Source organism: Streptomyces sp. A1277 (genome assembly GCF_004795015.1).
Taxonomy (GTDB): Bacteria; Actinomycetota; Actinomycetes; order Streptomycetales; family Streptomycetaceae; genus Streptomyces.
The window spans coordinates 1-16,502 of sequence record NZ_SSBI01000019.1; the positions used below are offsets into that span (position 1 = coordinate 1).

General features: G+C 70.6%; 15 protein-coding genes and 3 pseudogenes. 8 read left to right on the forward strand and 10 right to left on the reverse strand.

Features of this window, described 5'->3' with window-relative positions; all coding sequences use genetic code 11:
- Both E6R18_RS14955 and E6R18_RS14960 read left to right on the forward strand, forming a co-directional pair.
- A partial coding sequence (locus E6R18_RS14955) for a polysaccharide deacetylase family protein (RefSeq protein WP_136317389.1) occupies window positions 1-689 on the forward strand: 689 nt, incomplete at its 5' end.
- Window positions 689-1,879, forward strand: coding sequence for a YncE family protein (locus tag E6R18_RS14960; protein ID WP_136317390.1), 1,191 nt, complete (start codon window positions 689-691; stop codon window positions 1,877-1,879). The genes E6R18_RS14955 and E6R18_RS14960, both read left to right, overlap by 1 nt.
- 34 nt (window positions 1,880-1,913) lie before the next feature.
- On the opposite strand, the gene E6R18_RS14965 is transcribed toward E6R18_RS14960, so the two are convergent.
- Entirely contained in the window at window positions 1,914-2,552 is a 639-nt protein-coding gene (locus E6R18_RS14965; RefSeq protein ID WP_136317391.1) for a GNAT family N-acetyltransferase, read from the reverse strand.
- 144 nt (window positions 2,553-2,696) lie between these two features.
- Here E6R18_RS14965 and E6R18_RS14970 point away from each other — a divergent pair, with 144 nt between their 5' ends.
- Window positions 2,697-2,912: an EF-hand domain-containing protein gene (locus tag E6R18_RS14970; RefSeq protein WP_018550129.1), complete on the forward strand. Its 216-nt coding sequence runs from the start codon at window positions 2,697-2,699 to the stop codon at window positions 2,910-2,912.
- Between the two features lie 35 nt (window positions 2,913-2,947).
- The gene (locus tag E6R18_RS14975) at window positions 2,948-3,910 is read left to right on the forward strand and encodes a CopD family protein (protein WP_240799737.1); all 963 of its coding nucleotides are present in this window, start codon (window positions 2,948-2,950) and stop codon (window positions 3,908-3,910) included.
- A 15-nt stretch (window positions 3,911-3,925) separates the two neighbouring features.
- Here E6R18_RS14975 and E6R18_RS14980 read toward each other — a convergent pair whose 3' ends face one another.
- The gene (locus E6R18_RS14980; protein ID WP_136317393.1) at window positions 3,926-5,416 is read right to left on the reverse strand and encodes a carboxylesterase family protein; all 1,491 of its coding nucleotides are present in this window, start codon (window positions 5,414-5,416) and stop codon (window positions 3,926-3,928) included.
- Window positions 5,417-5,562: 146 nt separating this feature from the next.
- The gene (metG, locus tag E6R18_RS14985) at window positions 5,563-7,269 is read right to left on the reverse strand and encodes a methionine--tRNA ligase (RefSeq protein WP_136317394.1); all 1,707 of its coding nucleotides are present in this window, start codon (window positions 7,267-7,269) and stop codon (window positions 5,563-5,565) included.
- 262 nt (window positions 7,270-7,531) lie between these two features.
- Between metG and E6R18_RS34865 the strand changes: the two are divergent.
- The 3 genes and pseudogenes from E6R18_RS34865 to E6R18_RS15000 all read left to right on the forward strand — a co-directional run.
- A pseudogene (locus tag E6R18_RS34865) lies at window positions 7,532-7,642 on the forward strand (SseB family protein); the annotation flags it as partial.
- A gap of 340 nt (window positions 7,643-7,982) precedes the next feature.
- The gene (locus E6R18_RS14995) at window positions 7,983-8,666 is read left to right on the forward strand and encodes a hypothetical protein (RefSeq protein WP_240799738.1); all 684 of its coding nucleotides are present in this window, start codon (window positions 7,983-7,985) and stop codon (window positions 8,664-8,666) included.
- A gap of 112 nt (window positions 8,667-8,778) precedes the next feature.
- Window positions 8,779-9,129, forward strand: a complete 351-nt coding sequence (locus E6R18_RS15000; RefSeq protein WP_136317396.1) for a hypothetical protein — start codon at window positions 8,779-8,781, stop codon at window positions 9,127-9,129.
- Here E6R18_RS15000 and E6R18_RS15005 read toward each other — a convergent pair.
- Both E6R18_RS15005 and E6R18_RS15010 read right to left on the reverse strand, forming a co-directional pair.
- Complete coding sequence (locus E6R18_RS15005; protein ID WP_136317397.1) at window positions 9,081-9,623, reverse strand: hypothetical protein; 543 nt, start codon at window positions 9,621-9,623, stop codon at window positions 9,081-9,083. The genes E6R18_RS15000 and E6R18_RS15005 overlap by 49 nt on opposite strands.
- Window positions 9,624-9,995: 372 nt before the next feature.
- On the reverse strand, window positions 9,996-11,264 hold the full coding sequence (locus tag E6R18_RS15010; protein WP_136317398.1) for a hypothetical protein: 1,269 nt from the start codon (window positions 11,262-11,264) through the stop codon (window positions 9,996-9,998).
- 448 nt (window positions 11,265-11,712) lie between these two features.
- On the opposite strand from E6R18_RS15010, the pseudogene E6R18_RS15015 reads away from it, so the two are divergent.
- A pseudogene (locus E6R18_RS15015) lies at window positions 11,713-12,272 on the forward strand (hypothetical protein); the annotation flags it as partial.
- A 141-nt stretch (window positions 12,273-12,413) separates the two neighbouring features.
- On the opposite strand, the gene E6R18_RS15020 reads toward E6R18_RS15015, so the two are convergent.
- From E6R18_RS15020 to E6R18_RS35380, 5 genes and pseudogenes are all read right to left on the reverse strand, one after another.
- Window positions 12,414-13,382, reverse strand: coding sequence for a Rieske (2Fe-2S) protein (locus E6R18_RS15020; protein ID WP_136317399.1), 969 nt, complete (start codon window positions 13,380-13,382; stop codon window positions 12,414-12,416).
- A gap of 720 nt (window positions 13,383-14,102) precedes the next feature.
- Entirely contained in the window at window positions 14,103-14,654 is a 552-nt protein-coding gene (locus E6R18_RS15025; protein WP_136317400.1) for a DUF1360 domain-containing protein, read from the reverse strand.
- A gap of 70 nt (window positions 14,655-14,724) precedes the next feature.
- Window positions 14,725-15,351: a hypothetical protein gene (locus tag E6R18_RS35375; protein WP_346764988.1), complete on the reverse strand. Its 627-nt coding sequence runs from the start codon at window positions 15,349-15,351 to the stop codon at window positions 14,725-14,727.
- A complete protein-coding gene (locus tag E6R18_RS15030) occupies window positions 15,249-15,686 on the reverse strand; it encodes a nucleotidyl transferase AbiEii/AbiGii toxin family protein (protein ID WP_240799740.1) in 438 nt (145 codons plus the stop codon). The genes E6R18_RS35375 and E6R18_RS15030 overlap by 103 nt, the downstream gene beginning before the upstream one ends.
- A 464-nt stretch (window positions 15,687-16,150) precedes the next feature.
- Window positions 16,151-16,456, reverse strand: a pseudogene (locus E6R18_RS35380) (type IV toxin-antitoxin system AbiEi family antitoxin domain-containing protein); the annotation flags it as partial.
- Window positions 16,457-16,502 lie beyond the last annotated feature (46 nt).

A 16,502-nucleotide genomic window follows, 5' to 3' on the forward strand; every position in this document is an offset into this window, starting at 1 on the left:
GGCCCGTCGCCCGCGCGACGCCGAGCGCACCCGCCGCCACCCCCGCCGCAGCGCACGCCCCCGCGCCCGTCCCGCGCCGCTTCCCCGGGCAGCCGGTGCAGATCAGCAGCGGCCCCCGCGACCGGGCGCGCGTCGCCCTCACCTTCCACGGCCAGGGCGACCCCGCCATCGCCAGGACCGTGCTCGCCGAGGCCGAACGCGCCCACGCCAGGGTCACCGTCCTCGCCGTGGGCAGCTGGCTGGACGAACACCCCGAGATGGCCCGCCGCATCCTCGACGGCGGCCACGACCTCGGCAACCACACGCAGAACCACATCGACATCTCCGCGCTGGACGAGACCCGCGCCTACGCGGAGATCACCGGCTGCGCCCAGCGGCTGCGCCGGCTCACCGGCTCCATCGGCACCTGGTTCCGCCCCTCGCGCACCCAGTACGCCACCCCCCTCGTCCAGCGGCTCGCCGTCCGGGCGGGCTACCCCCACGTCCTGTCCTACGACGTGGACTCCCTCGACTTCACCTCGCCCGGCGCCGCGGCCGTCACCCGCAAGGTGGCCGGTGAGATCCGCAACGGATCGGTGGTGAGCATGCATTTCGGCTACGCGGACACGGTCGCCGCGCTGCCCCTCCTCCTCACCGAAATCGACCGCCGCCAACTGCGCGCGGTGACGACCACGGAGCTGCTGACCTGATGCCTCCCACCACCCCACGCACCGCCGCCCTGCTCGGCGGCGTCCTGCTCGCCGTGCTCACCGGCTGCGGCACCCCCGCCGGGAAGACGGCCGCCACCCCCGCGTCCGAGGCCGCCACCCCGACCGTCCGCGCCCGGCACGTCACCCCGCCCCAACCGCCGGGGCTCACCGGGATGCCGCCGGTGCTCGACCCGGAGAACGTGTACGCGGCCGACGCCCCCGGAAAGCTCTCCCCGGTCGTCAAGGACTTCCCCTCCCGCGTCTACGTGCCCAACACCAACTCCGACACCGTGACGGTCATCGACCCCGCCACGTACAAGGTCATCGAGACCATCCCGGTCGGCCGGCAGCCGCAGCACGTCGTGCCGTCCTGGGACCTGAAGACGCTCTGGGTCAACAACGACGTCGGCGACAGCCTCACCGCCATCGACCCGGCGACCGGCAAGCCGGGGAAGACCGTCGACGTCTCCGACCCGTACAACCTCTACTTCACGCCCAACGGCACGTACGCCATCGTGATGGCCTCCATGGACCGCGAGCTGGTCTTCCGCGACGCGCACACCATGAAGACCGCCAAGGCCGTGCCGGTCAGCTGCGCGGGCGTCAACCACGCCGACTTCTCCGCCGACGGCCGCTACTTCATCGTCTCCTGCGAGTTCTCCGGCGAACTCCTCAAGGTCGACACCGAGAAGATGAAGGTCGTCGCCCAGCAGAAGCTGCCGTTCGACGGCGCCATGCCGCAGGACGTCAAGCTCTCCCCGGACGGCGGCACGTTCTACATCGCGGACATGAAGGCCGACGGCATGTGGGTCCTGGACGGGGAGAAGTTCACCACCCCGAAGCTGCTGCCGACCGGCAAGGGCTGCCACGGGCTCTACGTCAGCCGCGACGCCAAGGAGATGTACATCTCCAACCGGGGCGAGGGCTCCGTCTCCGTCTTCGACTTCGCGCACAAGAAGCTGGCGAAGAAGTGGCACCTGCCGAACGGCGGCAGCCCGGACATGGGCGGCGTCTCGGCCGACGGCAAGGTCCTGTGGCTGTCCGGGCGTTACGACGCCGAGGTGTACGCGATCGACACCACCACCGGCAAGCAGCTCGCCCGCATCCCGGTCGGCAGCGGCCCGCACGGCCTCGCCGTCTACCCCCAGCCGGGCCGCTACTCGCTCGGCCACACCGGCGTCTTCCGCTGAGCACGGCCCGGAAACCCGCGCACCGGCCGGTGGCTCACCCCGCGATCAGCAGGGCCTCCGAACCCACCGGCCGGTAGCCAGCCGCCTGGAACGTCCGCACACTGCGGGCGTTCCCCGGCGACTGCTGGGCCCACACCACCCGGCCCGGCACCAGATGCCGGGCCGCCCGCGCCAGACGCTCGCCGAGCCGGCGGCCGCGCGCCTCCTCGGCCACCTCGATCGCGGCCTCCCAGCGGCCCGCCACGCCCCGGCCCAGGATCAGCACCCCGCCATCGGCTGACCAGACCCGCACCTCGTCGCGGTACTTCACCGCCCGCACCACCCGGGGGTGCTCCGGGTCGTCGATCTCCCGCAGCGCGAGTTCCGGCGCACCGGCCAGCGCGGGGGCGGCCGTGAGCAGATCGGCCGTGTTCATATGGCGGCCGGTCCGGGCCATCAGCGCGCCCAGGAAGTGCGGATTCATCGTGGCGGCGAGCGCGTCGCCGGGGGTCGCGGCCAGGGTGTCGCGCACCCACCCCGGGTCCTCGTCCAAGAACACCACCGAGTGCGCGGTGAACGCCAGCACCCCGGCGTCCCGGCGGTTGGGCTGTGCCACCACCGCCGTGGAACCGTCCGGCGGCGGGAACCGCCCCTCGGCCGCGTCGGCCAGAATCCTGGCCAGTGCCTCGCTCATCGGCGCCCCGCGCCTCCCTCTCCGGGTGACCGGCCACCGGGCGGCGGACGGCCCGTCCATGATCGGCCACCGGCCGCCGCGAGGGCCACCCCGGGCGCCCGTTAATCTGACCATCGTCAGACAGTCATACGAAGGGGTGGAAACGTGGCGGACATCGAGTCGGCGCGCAAGGCTTTCGAGCGGTACGACCTGAACGGCGACGGGCTGATCTCGGCCGCCGAGTACAAGAGCGTCATGGCTCAGCTGGGTGACCCCCACGTCACCGAGCCGGTCGCCCAGGCCGTGATCAACTCCCACGACGCCAACGGCGACGGGCTCCTGACCTTCGACGAGTTCTGGGCCGCGCAGAACAAGGGCTGACACGGGGCGGGCGGCCGGGCGAAGGAGGGGGACCAGTGCTTCCTGCCCGTGCACCGGCACCCGCCCGCCGCCGGCCCGCCGCCGCCGTCCTCGTCAGGGCGGCGGCCTGGGCCCCCGCCGTGGCGGCCGCCCTGCTGGGCGCGGCGGCGGCCACCCACGGCACCGGTGAGCTGCGCATACCCGGCGCCGGAACCGCGACCCTGCTGCGGGCGCTCCTCTTCGGCGCCCTCGCCGTGCACCTGGGCGCCCTCGCCGCGGCCGCGCTCACCCGTTCCGTACCCGGCCGCCCGGACACCGTCCCGCGCAGCTGGGCCGCGGCCGCCTCGGTCGCCGGCGCCCTCGCCGCGGCGGGCCAGATCGCCCGGCTCGCCCATGTCAGCGACCTCGGCCTGGTCGAGACGTACGCGACGCGGGAGGGCGGCCTCCTCCTCCTGACCGCCAACGGCTTCGCGCTCGCCGCCTGTTGCGCTGTGAGCAGGCGCCCCGGCCTCGCCGTCCTGCCGCTCGCCCTCGTCGTCGGCGCGGAGGCGCTGCGGGCCCACCCCGAGGCGTACAGCCCGCTGGTGGGCGCCGCGCTGACCGTCGTGCACCTGACCGCCGCCTCGCTGTGGACCGGCGGGCTCGTCCACGTCCTGCGCACCACGCGGCTGTGGCGGGCGGCCCCGGACGCGGCCCGCGCGCTGCTCGCCCGGTACGCGCGCCTCGCCGCGTGGCTGTACGCGGCGCTCGCGGTGACCGGTACGTGCAGTGCCGTGCGCCGGCTGCCGGCGGACACCGTCCTCACCTCGGCGTACGGGCGCACCCTGCTGGCCAAGCTGGTGCTGATGGCCGTGGTGAGCGCCCTGGCCCTGAGCGCACGCCGCCGGCTGCGGAACGGGGCCGGCCCGGCCGGTGCCCAGCGGGCCGCGCGCCGCGAAGTGGCCGCGCTGGTGGCCGTCGTGGTGGTCTCGGCCGTCCTGACCGTCGTCCCGGACCCGCACTGGCTCAGCACCCGCTGAAGACAGGCCCTGGCGCTACCGGTACGGCGGCCAGCCGCGCAGCTCGTCGTCGCGCGGGGCGCGCACCAGCTCCGGGGCGCCGGGACCGAAGCGCATCACCGGGCGCGAGGTGTCCCAGGCCGGCCAGCCCGGGTCGCCGGACGTCGCGAACCGCACCCATGCCGCGTGCATCGAGGCGGCCAGCTCGCGCGGGGCGTCGGGCCCGGCCAGCGCCTCGGCGTCGGGGCCGCCGAGGGTGTCGAAGACGAAGCCGATCTCCAGCCCGTGGCAGGCGCCGAGCCCCATGACGGGGGAGGGCCAGTCGAACTCGTAGAGGTGGGTGGAGCCGGGAGCGCCGGCGCGGGCGTCGGCCAGCCGGTTCAGCGGCACCCGCAGCAGCAGGTCGGTGGCGAGCGCGCCGAGCAGCTCGCCGGGCGTGGCCCCGGGCCGGTTGGCGCGGTACGTACGGGTGGTGGCGCGCGGCACCCGGAACTTCAGCAGCGCCAGCCGGAGTTTGGTGCGCGAGAGCCGTTCGGTCAGGCCGCTGGGGACGAACCAGAGCCGGTACTCCTCGGTGTTCGAGCCCATCATCAGGTCGACGCCGGACGCGGCCCCGTCGCACAGGGCCTCCACCGGGTCGCGGGGCAGCAGTTCGCCGTCCACCACGATCCGGAAGGCGTTGCCGCCGGTCAGCGGGGAAGCGCCGCCCGTCACCTCGCCCTGCGCGGCCAGCAGCGCGGCCGGGTCCACGGCGGCCAGGGCCCGGGCCGTCGCCGCCACCCCCAGCCGCTTCGCGATGAGCGCGGTCGTACGGCGGCCCTCGGCCGCGGGCACCGCGTCCGGTACCCCGCTCTGCAGCACGGCCCGCCGGAACAGCCCCCGGGCCCGGGGAGCGGTGAGCAGCGCCCCGATGCCGATGGCGCCCGCCGACTCGCCGCACACCGTGACCCGGTCCGGATCGCCGCCGAACGCCGCGATGTTGTCCCGCACCCAGGCGAGGGCGGCCAGCTGGTCGAGGAGACCGCGGTTGGCGGGGGCGTCCGGGAAGACCCCGAACCCCTCGATGCCCAGGCGGTAGTTGAGCGACACGAGCACCACACCGTCCCGGGCGAACGCCGTCCCGTCGTACAGCGGCAGGACGGACGAGCCGTGCAGCAGCGAGCCGCCGTGGATCCAGACCAGGACGGGCAGCCCGGTGCGGTCGGTGGACGGCGTCCACACGTTCAGGTTGAGGCAGTCCTCGCCCGGCACCGAGGGGTCGGCCAGCAGCCGGTCCAGCGGCGGGGCGTACGGCCGTTTGGGCGCGGTGGGGCCGAAGTCCACCGCCGCCCGCACCCCGGTCCACGGCTCCGGTGGCTCGGGCGGGCGGAAACGGAGGGCGCCCACCGGGGCCGCCGCGTACGGGATGCCCCGGAACACGGCGACGCCCCGCTCGTACGCACCCCGGACGGTCCCGTGGACGGTGTCGGCGTGCGGGGCGGGCCGCCCGGCGGACGGCCCGGATGTCGGAGGGGGTGCCGCTGTCATGACGTATCAGCCCTTCCGCGGTCGTCGGGGCGTCCGGTCCAGGAGACCACGGACCCGGGCGGGAGGCCAGGTGTGGGACGCCGAAACGGCGAAGGCGGGCCCGCGCACCGGCCACCGGTGCGCGAACCCGCCTTCGCCGTTTCGCCCTACTGGGCCCCGAAGCGCGCGCGCCAGCTCTCCAGGTCCTCGTCGGTGATCTTGGCGAAGAGCACCGGCGGCACCGAGAACGCGGTCCCGGCCGGCACGGACGCCAGGGCGCGGGCCTCGTCGGCGCTCACCCACGTCGCCGTGTCGTCCGCCAGGGCGAACGCCTCGCGCATGGCCCGCGCGGACGACGGGATGAACGGCTCCGAGACGACCGCGTACAGGTGGATCAGGTTCATCGCGGTACGCAGGGTGAGGGCCGCGCCCTCCTGGTCGGTCTTGATCTCCAGCCAGGGGGCCTTCTCCTCCAGGTAGGAGTTGCCCGCGCTCCACAGCGCCCGCAGGGCCTGGGCCGCCTTGCGGAACTGGAGCGCCTCCATGTGGCCCTCGTACTCGGCGAGCAGGCGCGCGATCTCCTCGCCCAGCTTCTGCTCCGCCTCCCCGGCCTCCTTGCCCGCCGGGACGGCGTCACCGAACCGCTTGCGCGAGAAGGACAGCACCCGGTTGACGAAGTTGCCGAGGGTGTCGGCGAGGTCCTTGTTCACCGAGGTGGAGAACAGCTCCCAGGTGAAGGACGTGTCGTCCGACTCCGGCGCCTGCGCCATCAGGAAGTAGCGCCAGTAGTCGGCCGGCAGCAGTTCGAGGGCGGTGTCGGAGAAGATGCCGCGCTGCTGCGACGTCGAGAACTTCCCGCCGTAGTAGTTCAGCCAGTTGAACGCCTTGACGTGGTCGACGCGCTTGACCGGCTCGCGGGTGCCGATCTCCATGGCCGGGAACATCACCGTGTGGAACGGGACGTTGTCCTTGGCCATGAACTGGGTGTACCGGACGTCGGACGCCTCGTACCACCAGGACTTCCAGTCCCGGGTCTCCGGCTCCAGGTCCGCCCACTCCTTCGTCGCCCCGAGGTACTCGATGGGGGCGTCGAACCAGACGTAGAAGACCTTGCCCTCCGCCGCCAGCTCCGGCCAGGTGTCGGCGGGGACCGGCACGCCCCACTCCAGGTCACGGGTGATCGACCGGTCGTGCAGACCCTCGGTGAGCCACTTGCGGGCGATCGAGGAGGCCAGGTGCGGCCACTCGTCGCTGGTCGCGTCGATCCACGCCTCGACCTCGCCCTCCAGCTTCGACTGGAGGAGGAAGAGGTGCTTGGTCTCGCGGACCTCCAGCTCGCTGCTGCCGCTGATCGCGGAGCGCGGCTCGATCAGATCGGTCGGGTCCAGCACCCGGGTGCAGTTCTCGCACTGGTCGCCGCGGGCCTTGTCGTACCCGCAGTGCGGGCACGTACCGACGATGTAGCGGTCCGGCAGGAAGCGGTCGTCGGCGATCGAGAAGACCTGCCGGATCGCCCGCTCCTCGATGAACCCGTTCTCCTGGAGCTTGCGCGCGAAGTGCTGCGTGATCTCGCGGTTCTGCTCGGAGGAGCTGCGGCCGAAGTAGTCGAACGCGAGCCCGAAGCCGTCGTAGACCGCCTTCTGCGCCTCGTGCTGCTCGGCACAGAACTCCGAAACCGGCAGCCCGGCCGCCTTCGCGGCCAGCTCCGCCGGGGTGCCGTGCTCGTCGGTGGCGCAGATGTACAGGGCGTCCTCGCCCCGCTGGCGCAGATACCGCGTGTACACGTCCGCCGGGAGCATCGACCCGACCAGGTTCCCCAGGTGCTTGATCCCGTTGATGTAGGGAAGCGCGCTGGTGATCAGGTGTCGAGTCATCGTCGGATGCTCCCAATTTCTACTGCGATGAGCCGTCTGCGGCCCGGCAATGGAGTCGAGGTCGGATTCCTGCCGAGGCGGCACCGCTCACGCGCGGAGCGCGCCGGTGCCTCTGTTGCAGGCCATGGGCATCCTATCGAATGGGGGGAGGCGGCCCTTACCGGATTTCCGCGGCGGCGGCCAGGGCCCGGCGAGAACCGCGGCCGTCCCGTCGGGCGTCCTGATCTACGGTGTCGTGAGTTCGCGGGAGAGGGGAGGGGCCGTGGAGCGATCAGGCGCAGCGCTTGCCGAGCGCATAGCCGAGCGGAGGAGCGGGGTCGGGGACCCGCGGGCGCTGGTCGGTGAGATGCGGCGTTCGGTTCTTCTGGTGCCGATGTCCGGGGACCGCTTGTGGTCGGGCGGATGGACCCGGCTCCGAAGCCGGCCAGGTCATCACCGCATACGGGCCGTCGGGGATCAAGGGAAGCTCCGGGGCGTCGGCGCTCGGTGGCAATGCTACGGATCCCGGTGGGCCGGTTACGCACGAGGCCATCGTGGAAGGCAGGATCCCGAGTAGAGACGGGTTCAAACCCCAGCAAAGCAGATCAGATGAGGCAGAGTCGACCATGAGACTGAGCTTCGACGGCAACTGGTGCGCGACGGTGACGGAGGAGCCGCTGAGCCTCGTCCCTCGTTTCGAAGGCCGGACAGTACGCGTCGTGTCCTATGCGGACGTGACTGAGCGGGAGGAGTTCCTCCTGAATACGTTCGGCAGCCAGGAATGTCTGTGGGACATGCCCGACGTCCTTCGGTTCACCCCAGCCGGCCGGCAGCTCGTCGGGGCCGAGTTCCGTGTGCCCGAGGGGTCCGCGGCCGCCGAGGACTGCGCCCGCGTACCGCTCCGACCTCCCGTACGTCCGGGCGGGCTTCGTGCCGACGAGGCACGGGATTTCCGGCACGAGATGGCCTCGGTGCACTGCCGCGCTCCCGGGGACGCCGTACTGACATGCCTGCGCGACCTCGATGTCCTCGACGGGCCCCTGGACGCCCGCATCGGCATCGCCCAGGACCTGGCGCTCCTCGTCCAGCACGGCAGTGTCGTCGGATGGAGCCTCTCCGACCCCGCGCGGTACCTGACCGCCTCCTACACCGACCCCGACCCCAACCCACCGACAGCCGCCGTCCGAAGGCTGTTCACCGAGTGTCTGGACCTGATCACCCAGCCCCTGATCCTCGACGTGGAAGACGGTGAACCGGCCGCCCTGGAACGGCTTCGGGCAGCCGATCAGGCCCTGCGCGGCCAGCAGGAGGCCCCCCACCGGGCGGACGCTCTGCGCACGTTCATCAGCCAATTGGTCGAGGACTACATCGACCTGCCGGCCAATGGGACAGACTCCTCAACGGCAGCGACGGATTGACGGTCACCACGCGCGTACTCAAGTCGTTGGCCGACGAGCCGCACTACCCTGTGGGCACGTCTGGTGGGAATGGGCGGGAGTCGCCATCGTTGGGCGACGGCGGAAGGTGGATATGTACCGAGAGTTCCTGACCCCCGACGACGAAGAGGTTTTCGAGGCCACCGGCGAATGGCCGGATGCGGACGAGAGCGGCGCGCGGATTCTCACCCTGCACGATGATGCAGGGCAATCGATCTTTTTCTCCTACGACGCATTGGGGAGATCGGTGAGGATCCGCTGGGTGAACGATCAGGGGGCCGAGATGCTGGACGTCTTCCGTGAAAGCGCGACGCGTCTCTTCTTCACCTCCGGGAATTCGGTCAAGGGAATTTCCATCGACTTCCACACGGGCGAGTGCGCGGGCACCCTTGAGATTCAGGTGACGCCCCGAATCTCGGTGAGCGACCGCCTGTTGTTCCCATAAGCAGCCAGTTCACAGGAGGAGAGCGAGAGACGCCCGACGTCCAGCTTCGCCGCCGCGTTCCGCAGTTCACCGAGCCCGTACCGCACGACTTGTGCCTCGGCGCCCGCGGACTCGATGGCGGGGGCATCGGCCGCGTCGGTGGTGGCCACGGTGGGAATTCCGGATTCCCCGCCGCGCACCCACGCGCCGGCGAAGCTCTTGCCCAGGGCGGTCCGGAGGTGGCCGGCGCGTGCTCCCGCCTCCGCCTCGTTACTGAGCCGCTCGCGCACTTGACGGGGCGTGAGGTGGAGATCGCGCTGCAGCGCGCTCAGCATGGCGGCGGACGGCTTCTCGGCCCCGGGAGCCGCGGCGGCGACTGCCGGCTTGCCGGAGGTCGCGGATCCGGTCGCCGACGTGGGCGGCTCGGCGGCGAACGCGACGGGCAGGCCCGTCAGCGGCAGGGCTCCGACTGCGGTCAGCGCGGCATGCGCGGCTCCAGCGCTTCTGTGGCCCATTGCGTGGCTCCTTGATTCCGGTGTGGAGAACGCCGGGGACCACAGGCATTGCCGAAGCCGCGTGAATGTTGCCTCCGGGGAATCGTCCGGCATGATCTGGAGAGGCCGCCTCGCAGCGCGCTGCGGCCCCGCCTCCGCCGCCGTGCTCGGTCGCGGGCGACGACTCGACCGGCCGGCCCCTCTGCACAGCAGCGCGCGTTCGCGTTCGTCAATGCGAACATGCGTTTTCACCGTCGGGCAGGCATGCGTAGAAGTAGAAGCCGCAGGCGCACGCCACCTCGCTGTCTGCAGAACGACGAAGCCCGTGGTCAGCTCAACGAGCTGACCACGGGGACCTTGAACGCCAGGTGCAGTGCCGGAGGCTGCGTGGCCTCAACTCACATGGGGCGCCCGGCCGGGCGTGAGAGCGACCGCCAGGGCCAGCAGAGCGATCAAGGTGGCCAGTATGGCTGTGAGGGCCGCGAACGCGCCGCCCGTCTCCGCAGCGGAGGCGAGGGTAGCGGCCGAAGTCTTGGTGGCGAGCAGATGCGCCGCGGTCAGCGCGCCCAGGAACACGACATCGGCTACGAGCACCGGCAGCCCTCGAGACAACAGAGTGGTGCCCGCGAGGAGGAGGCACAGACCTGCAACGCTTGCCAACACCGCGTAGGCGCTCGTCGACATGTCAGCCCGGTGGAGGGGGAAGTGCGTGGCGCCACAGAGAAGCAGCGCGGCAGCGGTCGTCCACCGAAGCCAATGAGGCAGTGATGTTCGGCCTGGCGTGCCCTTCTCTCCCGCACGGGTGAGGAGAGACCCGAGGGAGCGGGACGGCGGCTTGGGCCGTACGAGCTCGGGAGACGGTGGCCTTGAGCGAGCGGGCTCGAAGGCGCGCTCGGGGTGCGAGGGTGAGGTTTCGGTGGTCGGTACGTCTCCGGCGCCCGGCAGCCCGGCTGCGCCCGGTGCTTCGCCTGCCGGAACACCCCCCGCGTGCACCTCGCGGGTCGGGCTGCCCTCACCCAGCCCCTCACCCAGCCCCTCGTCCGGGTCCTTTGCCGACACGGGCGAGGCGTCCGAGGCAGTAATCGCCTCCGGCAACCGCTCGCTCTCCAGTCGGCTGATGAGCTCCGCCAGTTCGTCGACGGCTAGTTCCGTGGCAGCCGCGTGCACCGCCTCCTTCCCGGTCTGTGGGCTGTGGGGCGGGCAGTGAAGGAGGGCCACCAGACGGCTGATGTCGTCGATGGACCGCCGCGCGGCCGCCGCACGAATCACCTCGTCGGCCCGGGCGAGCAATTGCGGTGGCTCTGACAGCCGGGCTATCAGTTCGGCGACGTCGGGCACGGGCCGTTCCACAGCGGCCGCGCGCAGGGCCTCACCTGCGGCTTCCTCGCCACCCGGCGACTCCTCCAGCATCCGGATGAGGTGGATGACCTCATCCAGCGACCGGGCGGTGACAGCCGTCTTCACCAGGCCGCCGATGGGGTTCACGCGGACTTCGTGGTCCGGCACTGCACAGGCTTCGTGCTTTTGCGGCGCGCTCGGATGGAGGAGGTTTTGGACATCATCCAGCGCGAGCACCGGACCAGCCGTCACCGGTTCACTCATCTCCTGCGAAGGCGGTATAGGCGGCACGCCGCGAGTAAGGGGTTCCGGTTCGGTCGTCATGACTGCCTTTCGATTCCGGGCGTTGCCCCAGAGGAACGCTGATGTACAGGCACATGCGGACTCGGGACCTTTCTAATCTCGCCCGTTTCACGCCGCCACCGGAGGGGGCCCACCTGACTCGGCGAAATCCCGATCGACGTCGCCCGAAAGGTGAGCACCGGGCCCCGCGGTGTCCACTGCGGTACTCGTAGACCTCCGGGTACATCCCGGTGCACTGAAAAGCCGAACAGGTGGCGCCCCTGCTACTGTCAAGCGCTTCGCAGCGGTTGCCTGTCGCTCAGGGTCTGGTTGACGTCGAAGATGACGGCCTCGGGGTAGGACTGGGCGTGGGCGTGCTGGTCCGGCCGTTGGGCCAGTGGTGTGGGAGATGCCCTGCACGGGCTGCTTGGTACGGGGTACGCGGAACGGATGTGGTCCCCGATCTCTGGAGTCGTCCAAGAACACCGTCAACCCGCTCTCCCGGCTCCACGCACTGACGATCATGTCGGCCGGGCAGCAGACGATGAACTTCTGCATGAACACCGGCCCCACCTACATGGAGCCGATCGCCCGGCAGCTGTACCAGCAGATCGGTCTCATCGAGGAGGAGCACGTCAGGCACTACGAGTCGCTCGTCGACCCGGGTGAGTCGTGGTGGGAGCAGCTCGTCCACCACGAGTACAACGAGTGCTACCTCTACCACTCCTTCACGGAGCGGGAGAGCGATCCCACGGTGAAGGCGATCTGGGAGCCGCACCTGAACATGGAGCTGGAGCTGGAGCTGGAGCTGAAGCTGGAGCACCTGCACATCGCGGCCGATCCGATGGGCCGGCACGACGGCCGGGAAGCGGCCGAAGCGTGCGCGCCGTCGCCAACGTGCTCACGTTCGAGCCGGACAAGGCATACCTACGGGGTCTGATCGCCAACCAGCTCGACCTGACCACGCTGGGCACCGGTCACGTGCGCGAGGCCCACGAGCGGTTCGAGGCGATGCAGGACTCCATCCACGGCGGCGAGCCGTCCCCGAGCTCCGGTCGGCCCGATGAGCACGGCCGCGACCAGCCGGGGCCGGCATAGGAGGACACAGCGACCGAGCAGTCCCAGAAGGACATCACAGGACGGGGACCCGTGGCGTTCCCCTCTCGGCCGAGATTGCCCGGGACACCGGCTCTACCGCCCGTCTTCTTCCCCAGCAGCTGCGGAAGCCGCGTCCTTGCCGAGGTGCTGGAGCCGGGCCTCCACGAGAGCGCCGGTGATACGGGTCTCGAACGCCGGCTGGGCCGCGGTGGCCGGGCCCGAAGTGTTCCAGCCGTCCGACAGACGGAAGGTGCTGCCGTGCCAGGGGCAGCGGATGCAGCCGTCAACCACCTCCCCCTCGGAGAGCGGCCCGCCCATGTGACTGCACCGGTCGGACAGCACCCGGACCGACCCGTACGACTCGTGCACCACGACCACCGGCTCGTCGTTCAAACGGCTGCGCAGAGGTGTCCCGACCGGGAAATCGGCCAGGTCGCCGACCGGCCACCAGCCGGTTCCGACCAGTTCAGGAACATGCTCGGCGTGGTTGGCGCCCGACGCCTGCCGAAACGCCATGTGGCCGCCCAACGCACCACCCACGCTCACCGCGGCGAGCCCGCCCAGGCCCCACAACCGGCCGCGAGCGAACCGGCCGCGGGCCCGGGCGGCGAGGGAGACCCCGTAGAGAGCCACACCAGCCGCATTGGATACGGCGTGCACCAAGCCGACGCGCATTTGCGGACGTCGCAGCTCCGCCCAGTCCGCCCAGCCGGCCGCCGCCGCGGGGAGCGCGGCCACCAGCCCGATTCCCACCAACGTCCTGGCCGCCCGCTGCCGGCCCGGAACAAAGTCCAGGGCCGCTGCCGACATCCAGCTGCCCAACGGCAACTGCACCATCAGCGGATGCGCCGGATGCCCCAGCCACCGGCCATGCAGAACATCCCGACCCCGGCCCATGGGCACCGCCCGCACACCGGCCCGCAGCACGTCGATCAACCGGTCCACGCGCTCGGTATGCTCCAAGCGGTCCAGCGCGATCAGAAGCCGCCCCGGACCCGCCGCGGATGGCAGAACCGTATGCAAGGCGCCCAGCAACCGGTCCCGCGTCCCAGAGATATTCATGTACCCCGTGTAACCCACAGCGCCCGCAGGAAACAGCCCGCACTGCACTCCTCGGTCCCGACCAAGCCGATACCGGGCCTCGCGCCACCGGACGCACCCGCGGCAGAACTCAACCGGCCGCATCCATGCATTTCGGTCGGGCGGCCCCTCCACCTGGCCCCGCAGAGAACTCGTCATCGACGTCGTCCACAAGGCTGTGTACGCCCTTGTCACCGGCGCCGTAGCCGACGCACTCGCTGCCTGCGGGCAGCGCCACGCCGCCATCCGTCCGTGCCGGACACCGGATGGTGAGACGGAGAGCGGGCATCCGCTGGTGGGGCGGAACCGCTCGCGCCGCCGTGCGCACGATGTATGGACAGTTGCACGAATCGTCTCGACCGTCTCGCTTCCGGACGGCCCGAGCCGCAGCCCGTGGACGCGGCAGCCTGCCGGCTCTGCATCCCGACGGGCTGACCATGGCGGGCCGCTTGGACGTGCCCGCACGAGTGACGCGCTGGGATGTGCCGTGGCTGGACGCCCCCGGCTCGTACACGGTGACGGCGCGCTGGTCGCGCGCCGCCGGTCCTCCGCATCCAGCGGTTCGCGGGCCAGGACCTCGTCGAGCATCACGTGTCTCCTCTTCCTCCCCCTGCTCTTCGCTGCGCGCCGCGTCCCTCCGTCAAGGAACTGCCTGCCTGCGGGCTCCAGTCGCCACGGCCAAGCCGTGAGAAGTCGATGTCATCAGTCAGAGCCGCTGTTCTTCTGGAGCAGGCAGTCGTATCCCAGCTGCATGGCGTCGGCCATCGCCAAGGCGGCGACCGCTTCGGTAACGGTGCGCGTGGCGCGGGGCCACAGCTGATGAGCGCCGGCGAAGGTGGTTGTCAGCCAGACGCTGAGGCAGAAGGGGCAGGTAGCGAGCTCACCTACGGTCGACCTGATGCGGCCCCCACGGGGACTCTCCTTCACTTCGGCGGGGCCCGCCGCTCCTTCGTACCGTGTGAACGGTGCCCGCAGCGGGCTCGTGACGGACCCCTTGCTGAGCAGCCGGCCCAGCCGGAACACGGCGGCTGCCGTCAATACGAGATCGAGCGGGCGGTGGCGGTCCTGGAGCACGTCCCTTCGCAGACATACCGCCGTGCCCCAGCCGGCCGTGTACACACCGAACGCGACCAGTGCACCGAGGTGCCCGGCGAGATCATGCTCCTCAGGCGGTGAGTAGCCCTTGTTCACTCGCCGAAAGGCTGCTCCTGCCCTTTGCAGCAGCGCACCTTCCTTGTGTACGCCATGATGCATGATGCAAACCTCCACAAGTGTTATGCGCGATTTGAGCTTCGCTCGAAGGGGACGCTTCCTGGCGCGCCTGTTAACGAGGAGGACGTGGAAGGCGGAACGAGATCGGATTCATCGTCCGGGCCATATCGGCCCGGACCTGGGATGGTGATTTTTCCTGCATGCGTTGGCTTCTTTCCCTGTCGCGGCTGGGCGATGCGCCGACACCGCACGCGTATATGAGGATTGCCCATTTCGGACTGCGGTAGACCTCGCCAGACCACCGTGGTGCCGTTTGGGGGAACGCGCGGTCTTCACGAGGAACTGCGTGAGGGGTACGGGGCGAATCGTGAGCGGCGAGTCCCGGCCGGCGTGGATCGGCGATGCGGGAGCTCGCTGAAGGTGACAGTCTCGCCGTTGAGGAGTGTGTCCGCGAAGGCGGTGACCTGCCGGACGACGTCCGTGAAGCGTCCGGGGTAGCTCGTTGCGGCGGTGCCTTGCCGGCGGTGCCTTGCCGGCGGCGCCAGGCGGTGTAGGAGGTCTGGCGGCGCTCGCCGAGGTCGGTGATGGTGGTGCTGAGGGGTTTCAGAGTGATGCCGCGGTGTGTGGCGGTGGCGGTCAGCGCTGTGGTGAGTTCTTGGCCGTCCAGGTCGTTGAGGGTGAGGAGGCGGTAGAGGTCACCGTAGTCGCGGTCGCGGGTGTTGAGGTCGCCGAGTGAGATGGCGGTGGAGAGTTTTTCGGGACGACGCCGTCGTCGCTCTCGGTGGCGGCGATGGCCGCGATTCTGTGGATGATCTCTGTTTCTGTGCCTGGGAAAGATCGACCGAGGATATCGACGTCCCGGGTCATTCGACGTGCGCCGAACTGAGCGGGCAGCAGGCCACCTTTGAGGACGAAGCGCTTCCGGCCCAGGGCCGATGAGGCCAGGCGGTAGAGGAACCGTTCGAGGATGTACTCGACCATGACCTCGTCCGTGGACCGGCTGTTGCGGCGCGCCAGGTTGCGCAGGTCCTTGTAGACGCGGCCGGCGGTGGTGTCGCGGGTGGGGTCGGCCATCGGGCGAGCACCGCCTCTACGGCGGGGCGGACGACGGAGAGGGCGCCCAACTCGCGTGCGATGTGCTGGAGTTCGCCAACCCCGCCGCGCCCGCTCCGGCGCAGGTAGCGGCCGAGCGCGGACAGGGCGAGGGTTTCGCCGAGGCGGCTGCGGTGGCGCATTGCGTCGACGACGCTGCGAGCTGCGTTGTACATGGGGATGGTTTCTCCCGGGGCTGCTTCGAACCGTTCGATACTGAGGTCGAAGGTCTTTGCGGCGTACTGCGCCACCACGGTCGGCGGGTAGGAAATCGTCGGGCGGCGTGAACCGCGCGGCACGGCGATGTGTACTGCTGCGGGGATGTCGTCGATCAGTTCATGCAGGGCCAGGGCGGATTCACCGCACACGACGGCGCGATGGGCCCGTGCGCACACGGCCAGCACATCCGCGTGCGCCGTTTCCGGGGCGTCTGCCCGCCGGTACACCCCACGGGACAGTTCGTCTATCTCCCCCTCCGTGACCAAGTGCGCCAGATCGCGAGGGGAGAGCAGGGCCTGTCGCGCCTGCGCCGTCGTGAATGTGGGGGAGAGGCCGGCCAGTCGCTGCTCCAAGCGCGGGTTTTCCGCAGCGTTCGCGTATCGAAATGATCCCCCTTGGGTGGGAGTGGGGGGACGTTTTGATACATCAGCTGGTGGGTGAGCGGCACATCCGGCGTTGATCACATGTCGCGAACCCGCAGGTCGAAAACGCCTTCCAGGGGGATGTCCCAGGGACTTTTCAGGGACTTTCACGTCTGTCCCAGGGCGCGTTTTCAGGGACTTTCCGCCGCGTAAGCAG

Excerpts from the sequence above, each read along its gene's own strand:
- E6R18_RS14960 (WP_136317390.1), top strand. The coding sequence starts at position 689 with ATGCCTCCCACCACCCCACGCACCGCCGCCCTGCTCGGCGGCGTCCTG.
- E6R18_RS14965 (WP_136317391.1), bottom strand. The coding sequence starts at position 2,552 with ATGAGCGAGGCACTGGCCAGGATTCTGGCCGACGCGGCCGAGGGGCGG.
- E6R18_RS14980 (WP_136317393.1), bottom strand. The coding sequence starts at position 5,416 with ATGACAGCGGCACCCCCTCCGACATCCGGGCCGTCCGCCGGGCGGCCC.
- metG (WP_136317394.1), bottom strand. The coding sequence starts at position 7,269 with ATGACTCGACACCTGATCACCAGCGCGCTTCCCTACATCAACGGGATC.
- E6R18_RS15000 (WP_136317396.1), top strand. The coding sequence starts at position 8,779 with ATGTACCGAGAGTTCCTGACCCCCGACGACGAAGAGGTTTTCGAGGCC.
- E6R18_RS15005 (WP_136317397.1), bottom strand. The coding sequence starts at position 9,623 with ATGGGCCACAGAAGCGCTGGAGCCGCGCATGCCGCGCTGACCGCAGTC.
- E6R18_RS15010 (WP_136317398.1), bottom strand. The coding sequence starts at position 11,264 with ATGACGACCGAACCGGAACCCCTTACTCGCGGCGTGCCGCCTATACCG.
- E6R18_RS15020 (WP_136317399.1), bottom strand. The coding sequence starts at position 13,382 with ATGAATATCTCTGGGACGCGGGACCGGTTGCTGGGCGCCTTGCATACG.
- E6R18_RS15025 (WP_136317400.1), bottom strand. The coding sequence starts at position 14,654 with ATGCATCATGGCGTACACAAGGAAGGTGCGCTGCTGCAAAGGGCAGGA.
- E6R18_RS15030 (WP_240799740.1), bottom strand. The coding sequence starts at position 15,686 with ATGGCCGACCCCACCCGCGACACCACCGCCGGCCGCGTCTACAAGGAC.